The following is a 13693-nucleotide window of genomic DNA, read 5'->3' as shown; positions in this document are numbered from 1 at the left end:
GGCATCCCTCATCTCTCAATATGCCTTTCCGCGTGCCGAGACAGGCCACAGGGCTTCGACCTTCCCGTTCCGGACGCCCACATACCAGTCGTGGACATTGCAGGTGGGATCACAGTGCCCCGGCACCAGCCGCAGCTTGTCATTCACCTTGAGCACACCGTCAGGATCGCCGATCACGCCGTGCTCATCGGAACATTTGAGGTATTCCACATCATCGCGCCCGTAGATGAACGGCAGCCCGCTATCGACCGATTGCGCCTTGAGGCCTGCATCGCAGATGGCCTTATCGGCCTTGGCATGGCTCATGACGCTGGTCAGGATAAACAGCGCATTTTCCCATTCGCCCTGATCGATGCGATTGCCGTCTTTATCCAGAATGCGACCATAGTCAGCGTCCATGAAGGCGTAGGATCCGCATTGCAATTCATTGTAAACGCCCGAGTTGCTTTCGAAATAATACGACCCGGTGCCGCCGCCGGATACCAACTCGCAATCGATGCCTTCGGCTTTCAGGCCATCAACAGCGTCTTTAACCATCGCAATGGCGGTATCCAGTTTTTCCTTGCGCGCCTCGTAGGTGTCGAGATGCTGCATCGCGCCCTGATAGGCCTGGATGCCGGTAAATTTCAGATTTGGCGCAGCCTCTACCGCTTTGGCGATTGCGACTACATCGGGGGTCGTCGTGACGCCGCATCGACCCGCACCGCAATCAATCTCGATGAATACCTCCAGCTCGGTCCCGTGGTTTTGCGCTGCCGCTGACAGGTCCTCTACATTCTCTATGTCGTCGACACAGACAATCGTGCGGGCGCCCAGCTTGGGCAGGCGTGCAAGGCGGTCGATCTTGGCCGGGTCGCGCACCTGGTTCGAAACGAGGATGTCCTTGATGCCACCGCGGGCAAATACCTCGGCTTCGGACACTTTCTGACAGCAAACGCCGACAGAGCCGCCCAGTTCTTCCTGAAGTTTGGCCACATCCACGGATTTGTGCATCTTGCCATGAACGCGATGACGCATTCCGTGCGCTTTGGCGTAGTCGCCCATCTTCTTAATGTTGCGCTCCAGCGCGTCCAGATCGAGGATCAGGCAGGGCGTCTGAATTTCGGACTCATCCATGCCGATTGCAGCAGGGATATCAAAGCCGACTTCCAATTGATCAATGTTCACAGGTTTGTTCATCCTAATCCTCCTTACCCTTTCAGCCAGGGTAGTTTGTCCAGATCCACATTGCCGCCGGTGACGATTACGCCGACGCGCTTTCCCCGAAACACGTCGGGGTTTTTGAGAATTGTTGCCAACGGTACCGCCGAAGATGGCTCCATCACCACCCGCAGGTACTTCCAGGTCAGTTTCATCGCTTCGATGATCTCGGCGTCGGACGCCGTGAAGATATCGGTCACGTGGTTCGAGACGAAATGCCAGGTGTTTTCCTTGAGCGGAACCAACAGTCCGTCTGCAATCGTCTTGGGCGCATCATCTGCGATGATATGGCCTGCTTTGAACGAGCGATAGGCATCGTCAGCCTGTTCCGGTTCAGCCGCATATATCGCAGTTTGCGGTGCCAGATTGGAGACCGTCAGGCAGGTGCCTGACGCCATGCCGCCGCCGCCAATCGGCGCGATTACTGCGTCGATACCGTCGGTTTGTTCCAGCAGCTCCGCCGAACAGGTGGCCTGACCGGCTATCACGCGGAGATCATTGTAGGGGTGCACGAACTCGCCGCCGGTGCGCGCCTGTACTTCGGCAAAGGTCGCTTCACGGGACGATGTTGAGGGTTCACATTCGGTTATCGTTCCGCCATAGCGGCGCACGGCGTCTTTCTTTGCCTGTGGTGCCGTGCGTGGCATGACCACGTTGCACGGAATGCCGCGACGGCCTGCGGCGTAAGACAGAGATAGAGCGTGGTTGCCGCTGGAGTGCGTGCAGACGCCTTTTTCCATCATGTCTTCGGGCAAACCGAACACCGCATTACAGGCTCCGCGTACTTTGAACGCGCCTGCCTCCTGAAAGTTCTCACATTTGAAGAACAACTGAGCGCCGGTCAGATCGTTGAGATAATCCGACGTCATAACCGGCGTTCGACGGATATAGGGTTTGATCCGCTCATGCGCCGTGCGCATGTCGTCAATTGTCAGGTCGGCGGCTGTGATTTGATCCAACATCCATGCCCTCCTTATGCGGCTGCCTGAGCGCGACCGGACGACCCGGTGCGGAAATAGTCCTGCGCCGCCGCGACGCCGCTGCCCAGTTTGATGGGATAGTCATGGTCAGCCATCGCCATCTCGATGGTTGCCAGCCCGGAAAGAACCATCACGTCCGTCAGGCTGCCTAAATGGCCAATGCGGAAGGCCTTGCCATTCAGCTGTCCCAACCCGATGCCGAAAGAAACACCATATGCATTGAATGCGTGGTCCGTCAGGGCGTTGCTATCGAACCCTTCGGGCACATAGATTGCGCTGACGGTGTCCGAATAGAGGTCGGGTGACTGTGCGACCAGTTTCAGACCCCAAGCGTCAACCGCCCGGCGCACACCTTCGGCGAGGCGGAAGTGGCGGGCATAAACGTTGTCGAGGCCTTCCTCGAACAGCATCTTCAGGCTCTCGCGCATGCCATAAATCAGTTGCAGCGGCGGGGTGTAGGGGAACCCTCCGGAGGCATTGGCTGCCATCATGTCCTTGAAATCAAAGAATGTGCGGGACAGTTTGGCTGTCTTTGTTGCCTCCAGCGCCTTAGGGCTGACGCACAGGATCGCCATACCAGTCGCCAACATGAACCCTTTTTGCGAACCCGATACGGCGATGTCGACGCCCCAGCGATCAAACTCAAACGGCATTGATGCCAGAGAGCTGACGCAGTCCACATACATCATCGCGGGGTGATCTGAGGCATCCATGGCTTGCCGAACTGCACCGATATCCGAACGCACACCTGTCGCTGTTTCGTTATGAGTCACCAGAACGGCGCGGATCGTGTGGGCCGTATCGGCGGCCAGAATTTCCTGAAACTTGTCGGCTGGTGCTCCGCTGCCCCACGGGCAATCAATGATCTGTACGTCCAGACCATGCCGCTGGCAAAGATCAATCCAGCGATGGCTGAAAACGCCATAGCGGCCGACAAGAACCTTGTCGCCAGGGCTGAGCGTATTGGTTACGGCTGCTTCCCATCCACCGGTCCCGCTAGCGGGGAAGGTCACGATCTGGCCTTTGGTTGTGCCAAACACCTTCTTGGTGTCTTCAAGCACCGGCGCAAAGGTTTCTACAAAGTCCGGTGCACGGTGATCCTGCGTTTGGACCTGCATGGCAAGGCGCAGTCGGTCGGGAATGTTAGTAGGGCCTGGAATAAAGACCGGGTTCTGGTTTGACATCATCATGTCCTCCGCTTTGGACATAAGTGTCGCTCGTCTTCACCTTTAGTGCAATTTTCTTGAAAAATATTTTCATTTATGGGATTAAATAAGTAAGGCACTGAAAAATAACCGAATTCAGTTTCTCAGTTTAGCATGTGAAAAACAATGGTCTAATGAGCCTGAAGCAGGGCGGGCCGAAAACGTCAGGAAGTATCATTATGGAGACTCAGAAGAGACCGCGCGGCAGACCCAAGTCTTTATTCAAGGAAAGTTCGGCTGGGACGATGCAATCGCTGGACAGGGCATTAGGCGTGCTCACGTCGATTGCCCGGCTTGAAAGGGCGACACTCAGCGATCTGGCGCGCGAAATAGGCGTGCCAACAGCCACCACGCATCGCATCCTCGTGACGCTGCAAAAGCACGGGTTTGTAACCTTTGACGAAGAAAGGCAGGAGTGGCTGATTGGGATCGAGGCGTACCGAACTGGCGCAACATTTCTGCGCCGCAGTAGCGTTTTGGAGATCGGCCGGCCAATTCTGCGCAGGTTAATGCAGGACAGCGGAGAGACGGCCAATCTGGCCGTACCGGACGGGGCCGAGGTCGTCTTTGTCGGGCAGGTCGAAACCCTCAACCCGATCCGGGCATTCTTTCCGCCTGGTGCAAGGACGCCAATGTACGCCTCGGGTACGGGCAAAGCGATTCTGGCCGCAATGAGCGAGGCTGCTTTGGCCAAGGTTCTGAAAGCAATGGATCCGATTGCCTTTACCGAACACACACGATTGCCAGATTCAGGTTTATTGGATGATCTTTCGTCAACCCGAAAACGTGGTTGGTCTCATGACCGGGAAGAGCGGTATGAGGGTATGTCATGCATTGGTGCCGCGATCTACAACAGTCGGTCGGAACCGTGCGCGGGTGTATCTGTGTCCGGCCCGACCGTTCGGTTCAATGAAGCGCGGGCGCCAGAACTGGCCGCTCTGGTCATGCAGGCCGCGCAGGAAATCACCCACCTCAGTGGCGGGCAAAACCCGGACTAAACACCCTACCGACGCGGCACCTTAGGAATACGCGACGCCGAGAGTTTGTATTTATGCTCTGGATGCGGCGGGTGGCCGTGGGTGCGGTTCCAGAACCTTATCCCTCCGCGTTTCAGCCAAAGCGGAATGCACAGGATCAGGCCGACCACAAAACCGCCTGTGTGCGCCCAATAAGCCACACCACCTTCGTCCGGGTTGCTGGCCAGGCTGCCCAGAAACTGAAATCCCAGCCAGACGCCCAACATGACAAAGGCCGGTATCGTGAAGACGCGGAAATACACGATCAAAATCAGCAGAATGTCCACACGGGCGCGCGGGAACAGCAGCAAGTACCCTCCCATGATACCAGCGATTGCACCGGAGGCGCCGATTGTGGGCACACCCGAGCCCGGAGCGGTCACTACATGGATCAAACCTGCGCCGACACCGGCAACCAGATAAAACAATAAAAAGGGCAGGTGGCCCATCTCGTCTTCCAGATTGTCGCCGAAAATCCACAAAAACAGCATGTTCCCGGCAAGGTGCATCCAGCCTCCGTGAAGGAACATCGATGTGACCAGCGTCTCGAATGCGAACCCGTCGGAAATCCGCGCAGGAATGATCGCGTAGTCGAAATAGAGGCGATTGATCAGGCGCGCGTCGTCCATGATCCCCACGTAGCTAAGGAAGATCAGGATATTCGCCGCCATCAGCGCGTAGACGACATATGGTGTACGCCCCGAAGGGTTATGATCGCGGATTGGAAACATGGCGCGACGCTGGGCTTTTCATGGCCCAGCGTCAAGGTCAGGTTATGCCGCACCTCCCAAAAGTGCAGCATTGCCGCCCGCAGCCGTGGTGTCGACACAGACGTGGCGCTCTCCCAATACACGTGCACGGTCCGGTTTGCCGGGGATTAGCGGAAGAATGGGACCGTCCCGGCGAGCCAGATGCTGTTCAATTTCACGCGCGGTGTCTTCGTCACCCCACCACAGGACGCCGGATATTCCATCCAGGTTCTCTAACCGATGCAGGTCAAGATTTCCGGTTGCGAGAAGGGTTGTTCCACCCAAAGCTTTCACTGCATCCGCCTGCGCTCGAGCGGCGTCTTCTCCCGGCCCCATACATAGAAGGGGTAGTCGAGGAAACTCACTCAGGCGATTAGACTCACCGGTCGGGCCGGGCAGGGATTGGGTCCGGACAGCAGCTGCTTGACCTTCGGGCACGGGAAGCGCAGCCATCGTACCGCTCCACTGGTCCTTGGCCGCCTGCCGGTCAGGAGCACAGAAACGATTTATGTAGTTCGGCCCGCCAGCTTTAGGGCCTGTTCCAGAAAGTCCTTCACCTCCAAAGGGTTGAGATCCGACGATTGCGCCGATCTGGTTGCGGTTCACATAAATATTGCCCGCGTGAATCGCCTCGGTCACATGCTGAACACGATCGTCGATCCGAGTGTGCAGGCCAAAGGTTAGCCCATAGCCAGTGGCATTGATATCGGCGATAACCTGATCGATATGCTGTGCCTTGAATCGGGCGACATGCAGGACTGGGCCGAATATCTCACGCTCGAGGGCTGCAATGCCGGGAACCTCGATCAGTGTCGGGGCGACAAAGGTGCCTTCGGGTGGTAGAGGTTGCTCTTTGAGCACCCGGCCCTCGGCCCGCGCCCGGGCAACGTGGTCCGAAATGCCCTGACGAGCCTGTTCGTCGATAACCGGTCCGCAATCGGTCGAAATCAGCCACGGGTTCCCAACCTGAAACGCGTCCATCGCGCCCTTCAGCATGGTCAGGACGTCATCGGCAATGTCTTCCTGCAGGTAGAGGCACCGCAAGGCAGAACAGCGTTGCCCTGCAGATTGAAACGCACTTTCCATGACCGCTTGAACGGCTTGTTCTGGTAGGGCCGTGCTGTCCACGATCATTGCGTTCAGGCCGCCGGTTTCCGCGATCAGCGGCGTGCCTGGGCGGAGGTTTTCGGCCATGGTCGCGCGGATTTTCAATGCTGTCGCGGTCGAGCCGGTAAAGGCGACACCGGACACGCGGGGATCCGAAGTCAGAGCGGCGCCCACCGATGGGCCGCCGGGTAGCAATTGTAGCACGTCACGTGGCACGCCAGCCTCGTGAAGCAATTGCACGGCTCGATGCGCGATCAGCGGGGTCTGAGGCGCTGGCTTGGCCAACACCGCATTTCCAGTTGCCAGAGCCGCCGAAATCTGACCCGTGAAGATAGCCAGTGGGAAGTTCCACGGACTGATACAGGTAAAAACCCCTGCTGGCTTGGCATCAGGAATGTTGGCAGCGTAATAGCGCAGGAAATCGACGGCCTCGCGCAGTTCGGCAACCGCATCGGGTAGTGACTTGCCGGCCTCACGGGCCAAAAGGGCGAACAACTCGCCAAAATGCGCCTCGTAAAGGTCGGCCGCAACGTTCAGAGCATGCGCGCGATCTTGCGCCGAAGCCTGCCATGGGTTCGCAGTTGCCAAAGCCAGTTCGACATCTTCAGCACTGGCCGGCGCGACAGAGCCGGGGTGGTCTTGCGGTTGCGCCGGATTGATCACCTGCTGGTCTTTTTCCGGCCTGGCGGTCTCGGACAGCAGCGGTTGAGCGTACCAGTGATGCGCCCTGAACTCGTCCCGGGCCGCTTCGATGCGGTCCAGGGTAGGCGTGTGCTGCAGGTCGAACCCTTTTGAGTTCGGACGCTCAGGAGCGAACAGTTCGGGACCGGTGGGCAGTGGTGCCGCGGGGTTTTGAATTGCCAGGAACGGGTCTGCTGCGACTTCTTCCGGGGGAACGTCCTCATCGACGATTTGGTTGACGAATGACGAGTTAGCGCCGTTTTCCAACAGGCGCCGAACCAGATAGGCCAGCAGATCGCGATGTGCACCGACGGGCGCGTAGATGCGGCAGCGGGTGTTTTGTTGATCCTTGACAATCTGGTGCAGCGTCTCACCCATCCCGTGCAGGCGCTGAAACTCGAAAGGCTGATCGTCCGCCATGTGCAGAATGGCGCTAACCGTGTGTGCATTGTGGGTGGCGAATTGCGGATAGATTCGGTCCGTCATACCCAGCAGTTTGCGCGCGTTGGCGATATAAGAGACGTCTGTCGCGGCTTTTTGCGTGAAGACCGGAAAGCCATCAACGCCCTCGACCTGAGCCCGCTTGATCTCGGTATCCCAATATGCGCCCTTGACCAGACGGACCATCAGCTTGCGGTCGTGACGCTGGGCCATGTCGTAAAGCGTATCCAGCACCAAACTGGCGCGAGGGCCGTAAGCTTGTACCACGATACCGAGCCCATCCCATCCCGCCAGAGCGGGTTCGGCCATAACGGCCTCTATGACTTGCAGAGACAACGACAGGCGATCGGCTTCTTCCGCGTCGATGTTCAGCCCCATCCCGGCGGATTTGGCAAGCAGGGCCAGAGAGCGTAGACGCGGAACCAGTTCCTCCATAACGCGCTGTTCCTGCGCCAATTCATAGCGCGGATGCAGTGCGGACAGTTTGACCGAAATGCCAGGGTTTGCGCGAATGTCATTATGCGTGCAGGCCTCGGCAATGGCGGCGATGGCTCGGGAATAAGACAGGTGATAGCGCGCGGCGTCGGCATCGGTTCGGGCGGCCTCACCCAGCATATCGTAGGAATAGGTGTAGCCTTTGGTCTCCATCCCGCTGGCGCGCGATATGGCGGCCTGAATGGTTTCGCCCAGAACGAATTGGCGGCCCATCTCTTTCATCGCACGGCCCACCGCTGTGCGGATCACAGGTTCGCCCAACCGTTTGATCGCTCCGCGTAGCGCGCCAACCGGTGAAGACTTGTCCTCGTCCAGAACACGCCCGGTTAGCATCAGAGCCCATGTCGAAGCGTTGACCAGAGAGGATGAAGACTGCCCCAAGTGCTTGCCCCAGTCCGAAGGGGCGATCTTGTCTTCGATCAGAGCGTCGATCGTGTCGGCATCCGGGACGCGTAGCAGCGCCTCGGCCAAGCACATCAGGGCCACACCTTCATCAGTGGACAGGCCGTATTCCGCTAAAAACACTTCCATCAAGCCAGGAGAGGTGCTGGATCGGATGTCGCGCACCAGCTTGGCCGCCACTGTGCAGATAGACTGGCGATCGCTGGGCTCCAGCGCAGCCTGAGTAATGAGATCCTCCAGTGCGGCAGGCTGATCGGCATAGGTCTGGTTGTCGATAAGGGTGCGCAAAGAATGAGACATGTATCCTCCAGATTTTTGAAGAGTATACATGTGAATTTTCAGGACAATCGTTCATAATCTTATGTTACACAGTTCAATGAACCGAATTTTGCAGGAATCGAAATGCGAAAAGACTTTCCCGGGCTCGATCGGTTTGATCAAGCCCTGCTGACGATTCTAGCCGAGGATGGCCGGATATCCGTGGCCGATCTGGCCCGACGGATCGGGTTGTCGAAATCACCGACTCAGGCGCGATTGAAGCGGCTCGAGTCTGACGGCGTCATCACCGGTTATCGTGCCATGCTGGACCCGATCCGGCTGGGGTTGGATCACGTCGCCTTTGTTGAAGTGCGTCTGTCAGACACTCGCGAAAAGGCATTGGGAGAGTTCAATGCTGCGGTGCGCCGAATAGCCGAGATCGAGCAAGCCCATATGATTGCGTCGAATTTCGACTATCTGCTCAAGGTGCGAACAGGGTCGATGTCGGAATACCGGGCAGTGTTGGCCGAAAAGATCTCGGGTCTTCCGCATGTTGCGAACACATCGACGTTCGTCGCGATGGAAGCGGTAAAGGAAACAGGTCTGCTGAGTGCGATTGAGCCCGAGGGTTGACGGTTTCGAATTCCGCTCCATCATTGGCGCATGAAGTGGATTGCTTTTGCCTCAGTGGTGTTCTTGGTCTTACCCGTTATCGCGAATTCCGAAGGATGCCCGGAGTCCCCGGACCATCGGGCGGATATTGATGCGCTTATCGCCCAGACACAGGCGGCGACGTCGCAGGCCGACGCTCAGGTGATTTCAAGCAGGATGTGGGAGCTGTGGACTGACGCACCGGATGCGCGGGCTCAGATGCTGTTGGATCGTGGAATGGGGATGCGCGAAGGGTGGAACCTGACCGGCGCGTTGAACGAGCTGAATGCCTTGGTTGAATACTGTCCGAACTATGCCGAGGGTTACAATCAGCGTGCCTTCGTCAATTATCTCAGACAGGATTACGCATCGGCGTTGCAAGACCTTGACGTGGCGATTGAGCTGTCTCCGAACCACGTTGGTGCGCTAAGCGGGCGGGCGTTGTCGTTGCTGGGCCTGAAACGTCTGGATGAGGCCCGGTCTGCATTGAGCTATGCACTTCGGTTGAACCCATGGTTGTCAGAGCGCGCTTTACTGGAAGCGGGCGGGTTGCTGGACCCTCCGGGTGAAGATATCTGACATTCGCCCTGGGAACGCCCCCGAGACCGGGTCTCAGGGGCATCATCTTTGCTACAATATTTAGCCGACCAAACCGTTGTCTTCCCGTTTGATGGCAATCACGGATGACCGCGGTGTGCCGCCATCCGGCCAGTTGCTGCCGGGATGCTGGATGCCGACAAACATGGTGCGGCGGTCAGTGGACCAGGCCAGACCGGTGACTTCGCTGCCGTTCGGGCCCGTCATGAAGCGCACGATTTCACCGGTTACCGGATCGCCAACCAGCATTTGGTTGTTGCCGTTGCCTGCAAAGTCTTCTTCGTTGTCGTCATTGCCGTCTGTCTGAATCCAGACCAGCCCGGTCGAGTCGATAGCCATGCCGTCTGGCGAGTTGAACAGGTTGCCCTCATTCACATTGGGCGAACCGGCGCGGTCATCGGAATGCACGGTCGGGTTGCCTGCCATGACGTAGAGATCCCAGTCGAACCTATCTGCGGCGTGATCCTCGTTTGCCGGACGCCAGCGCACGATTTGGCCGTACTTGTTGGCATCGCGCGGGTTGGGGCCATTGGCCGAAGTGTCATCGCCGCCTGCATTCGGCTTGACGCCACGGTTCTTGTTGTTGGTCAGGCAGCAATAAGCCTCGACCGCAACGGGGCTCGACGCCACCCATTCCGGGCGGTCCATGGTGGTGCCGCCTGCAGCCGATGCGGCCATACGCGTGAAGATCAGGATTTCGACCGACTCCATGCCAGTGGTTTCAGGCGTCAGAGGCAGCCACTGACCGGTCATGTCGTCGTTGAATTTGGCGACATAAAGCGTGCCATCATTCAACAGGCCCTCTGTCTCAACGCCCGGTTGGTAGCTGCCGTTCGAGACGAACTTGTACAGGTATTCGCCCCGCTCATCGTCGCCCATGTAAACAACCACGCGACCATCTGTTGCCAGAGCCACTTCGGCGTTTTCGTGCTTGAAGCGACCCAGACCAGTGTGCTTGACAGGAGTGCTGTCCGGTTTGGTCGGGTCGATTTCAACGATCCAGCCTGCCCGGTGCGGCTCGTTCGGGTTTTTTGAGGTGTCAAAGCGGGGGTCGAACAGTTCGTAACCGTTCCAGCTTTCGGCTTTGATGCCGTAACGTTTCATGCCATCCGCGACTTTCTGATCGTAGCTGGCACTCTCGTCAGTAGAACCGAAGTACCCATTGAAGTTCTCTTCGCAGGTCAGATAGGTGCGCCAAGGTGTTTTACCGGCGCCACAATTATTCATTGTGCCCAAGGACGAAGCACCAGTCGGATCTGCATTGGTTTTCAGCAGGTCGTGACCGGCTGCAGGGCCAACAATCTTCATTGGTGTGTTGTGGTGAATACGGCGGTTGAAAGGGCTGTCTTTGACAGCCGACCAGCCTTCAGCGCCTTCCTTGATCTCCATCACAGTCACGCCCTGAATGTTCTGCAGCTTGAGGACATCGTCAGCGCTGGCAGGGACACCTTCCTGTGCGGCAGGCAGGTTGATTTTGCGGTTCGGGTATTCGTGGTTGATCGCGATCAGTTCGCGACCTTGGAACGGAAAGGTCTCCATCCCGTCGGTGTTTTCACCAAATACTTTGTCAGAATTCTCGATCTGACCGCCGTCAGTAATGTCATAGCCCGCGGCGTCCGAGAACAGCGGATCGCCCCAGCGCATCAGCATCTTCCACTCGTATCCTTCTGGCACGTGCACGGTGCCGTCGGTCTGAGCGGCAATCGGAGTGAAGGCAAAACGAGAATTCGTCACGGCTTGCGCCGCTGTCGATCCCATCAGACCCGCACCCATTGCCGCAGCGCCGGATCCAAAGGCCAGAACACCGCCAAGGAAACCACGGCGGGAAATCGCGCTTTCCACGACGTGGTCAAAGTCATTTTCTTCGGGGCGGGGAAAGTGCAGCTCGTCCCAATCGTCTGCGGACAGGGAGGTAGGATCTACGTCTTGCATGGATGGCTCCTGATAGTCTGAACAAAGATTCGTCCCGCGGGTGTAGGGCGCAGATATGACAGGAAAATAACATCCGAAGTAAAGTTCAACTTCGGCGTTCCCGCGTGCAGAGTTTTGCCGATCAGCAGGAACAACTGACCATACACAGGGCATAGGTTCGCTTGCGCTTTTGTATCTTCAGCCTGATCAATGCGTGCGAATTCAAGCCGCCTTGGCTTTACGTCGGCAGTAACAGGACGCATGGATTGGCACAGTCGCACGTGCTGCGGCTTTGTCGAGTTGCAGCTTGATATGTCGCGCCTCGGTTTCTTCGCCGCGTCGTACCAGGCATTCGTGCAGGCCGTGAAGGCTCCAGATGTTTCCTGGGTGTTGGCAGGCCCGGGCAAGGGTGTTGTCCAGACCAAGATCGGCACGATAGACCGCTTCGGCTTCGTCAAGCCGCTGATCTTCCATCAAAAGAGCACCGAGTGCGTGTCTGGTTGGCTGCATCCAGCCCCAAGGTTCGTCATAAACAAGGTTGTCGTCCAGTTCGACCGAGCGGCGCAGATGAGCCAGCCCGCCCTCGCGGTCACCGGATTTGAAGGCAATTTCGCCATCCATCATCGCCTCGCCGATCAGCAGAACATCCTCGGCGGTGTTATTGAAAACCAGACGGCTTTCCGGCACGTCCTTACGGGCTTGGACGGCCAACTCACGCGCCTTTTGTGCGGCTTCCATCTGTCCCAGATTAGCCAGAGCCACGGCACGAGCCTGATGAATTGCGGCTGTGGTGTAGCTATAAAGCTCGGCATCCTGCGGCATAGGCTCGTCCAGAATCTCCTGCCACATGCCAAAGCGGACCATGACGTGGATTTTCTTGCCGTAGAAAGATTCGAACAGGTCAGGGAAGTACCGGATCACATTGTCGGGCAGCATCCGCATTAGTTCTTCCGAAGCGGCCAGAGCCTTTTCGGGTTGCCCAAGAAACATAGCGCCGTAAGCCTCGAAATGTACATTGTGAACGCGGTAGACGGTGTAAAAGTTTTCGCCACCTGCCATGGCCTCGTATTTCTTATCCACTTGGGCTGCGCAGTGATTGCGCCAGACTACGTTCTGATAGTCGCCGCACAGAACGTCGATATGTGTAGCCATGTGCACCAGATGGCCGCTTTCTGGCACCAGATCGACCAGCCTGTCGCCGTGCCGCAGCGCCTTTTCCGGTGTAGGCGACATCTCCATGAGGTGAATATACATGTGCAGTAAACCTGGATGGTCCCAGGCGCCGGGCAGGGTATCAAACGCCGTCTCAAGAACAGTTAGCGCCTCAACGGTTGAGGCACCTTCGGCAGGGATGCCCTGTTTTAGATCCCAGAGTTGCCACGGAGTGCGATTCATCAACGACTCGGCAAAAATCGCCGCCACGTCCAGATCATCCGAGAATTCAGCGTAAACATTGCGCATCGAATCCGAAAACGCGTCGTTCCACGGGCCGTAATCTTCGATTTCAGGATCGGTTGGAAAACGGTGTGACAAAGCCTCGATCAGCGCGGCCTCCAATGGAGTAACTGCTTCGCGCAGAGCCATTGCATCCTGAATGGCCCGATGTGCCCGTTTCAGTGTTTCCACTTTTTCGTCGGGTTCAAAGAACTCCCATGGTTTGTTGTAATTAGGGCCAATAGCATGAGCGACGCCCCAATACGCAAGGCCGCATTGCGGGTCTCGTGTAATCGCCTGATCGAAACAGGCCGCCGCGGCTTCGTGGTTGTAACCATAGAGCCAGATAAGCCCCTGATCGAATATCTCCTGTGCTTTGGGCGAAGATGTCGTGATTTTTCGGCTATATACACCCAGATCGAAGTCAGTCATTTTTGAAATCCCCCGTGAGAATACTGCCCGCATCCAAATCAGGCCCAGACTGGGCGGATCGCGAACCGCCTCAAGATAACACAAATTCGTGATCTCTGCTTCGGGGTGCGGGACAGTTGGTTCGGAAAAGCGGG

10 protein-coding genes are annotated in these 13693 nt (G+C 57.4%); 3 read left to right on the top strand and 7 right to left on the bottom strand.

Annotated elements, in window-relative coordinates:
• Positions 1–15 precede the first annotated feature (15 nt).
• From bhcC to bhcA, 3 genes are read right to left on the bottom strand one after another with little or no spacing between them, the layout of a single operon-like run.
• Positions 16–1179 (bottom strand): 3-hydroxy-D-aspartate aldolase BhcC, encoded by a 1164-nt coding sequence (gene bhcC / locus AC2TDA_RS13625; RefSeq protein WP_480848562.1) that lies wholly within the window; start codon positions 1177–1179, stop codon positions 16–18.
• Positions 1180–1190: 11 nt separating this feature from the next.
• The gene (gene bhcB, locus AC2TDA_RS13620) at positions 1191–2162 is read right to left on the bottom strand and encodes a beta-hydroxyaspartate dehydratase BhcB (RefSeq protein ID WP_480848560.1); all 972 of its coding nucleotides are present in this window, start codon (positions 2160–2162) and stop codon (positions 1191–1193) included.
• 11 nt (positions 2163–2173) lie between these two features.
• Positions 2174–3364: an L-aspartate--glyoxylate aminotransferase BhcA gene (gene bhcA / locus AC2TDA_RS13615; protein WP_480878077.1), complete on the bottom strand. Its 1191-nt coding sequence runs from the start codon at positions 3362–3364 to the stop codon at positions 2174–2176.
• A gap of 200 nt (positions 3365–3564) precedes the next feature.
• On the opposite strand from bhcA, the gene AC2TDA_RS13610 reads away from it, so the two are divergent.
• Positions 3565–4383 carry an IclR family transcriptional regulator gene (locus tag AC2TDA_RS13610; RefSeq protein WP_480876764.1) on the top strand — a complete coding sequence of 273 codons (819 nt, stop codon included), beginning with the start codon at positions 3565–3567 and terminating at the stop codon, positions 4381–4383.
• 5 nt (positions 4384–4388) lie between these two features.
• Here the strand turns inward: AC2TDA_RS13610 and AC2TDA_RS13605 are convergent, their stop codons facing one another.
• Both AC2TDA_RS13605 and putA read right to left on the bottom strand, forming a co-directional pair.
• Positions 4389–5132: a rhomboid family intramembrane serine protease gene (locus tag AC2TDA_RS13605; protein WP_480876761.1), complete on the bottom strand. Its 744-nt coding sequence runs from the start codon at positions 5130–5132 to the stop codon at positions 4389–4391.
• A 42-nt stretch (positions 5133–5174) separates the two neighbouring features.
• Positions 5175–8576: a bifunctional proline dehydrogenase/L-glutamate gamma-semialdehyde dehydrogenase PutA gene (putA, locus tag AC2TDA_RS13600; RefSeq protein WP_480876758.1), complete on the bottom strand. Its 3402-nt coding sequence runs from the start codon at positions 8574–8576 to the stop codon at positions 5175–5177.
• A gap of 102 nt (positions 8577–8678) precedes the next feature.
• Here putA and AC2TDA_RS13595 point away from each other — a divergent pair, with 102 nt between their 5' ends.
• Together AC2TDA_RS13595 and AC2TDA_RS13590 are read left to right on the top strand one after the other, a co-directional pair.
• Positions 8679–9167 (top strand): Lrp/AsnC family transcriptional regulator, encoded by a 489-nt coding sequence (locus AC2TDA_RS13595; protein ID WP_480848551.1) that lies wholly within the window; start codon positions 8679–8681, stop codon positions 9165–9167.
• A 30-nt stretch (positions 9168–9197) separates the two neighbouring features.
• Positions 9198–9764, top strand: a complete 567-nt coding sequence (locus AC2TDA_RS13590; protein ID WP_480876757.1) for a tetratricopeptide repeat protein — start codon at positions 9198–9200, stop codon at positions 9762–9764.
• A gap of 60 nt (positions 9765–9824) precedes the next feature.
• On the opposite strand, the gene AC2TDA_RS13585 is transcribed toward AC2TDA_RS13590, so the two are convergent.
• Positions 9825–11714: a PhoX family protein gene (locus tag AC2TDA_RS13585; RefSeq protein ID WP_480876754.1), complete on the bottom strand. Its 1890-nt coding sequence runs from the start codon at positions 11712–11714 to the stop codon at positions 9825–9827.
• Positions 11715–11915: 201 nt separating this feature from the next.
• Positions 11916–13559 carry a hypothetical protein gene (locus AC2TDA_RS13580; protein WP_480876751.1) on the bottom strand — a complete coding sequence of 548 codons (1644 nt, stop codon included), beginning with the start codon at positions 13557–13559 and terminating at the stop codon, positions 11916–11918.
• Positions 13560–13693: the final 134 nt, after the last annotated feature.

This window comes from Ruegeria sp. HKCCD6426 (assembly GCF_057221115.1).
Note: the sequence above shows the minus strand (reverse complement) of the source record. Positions and strands in the feature narration are given on the sequence as shown.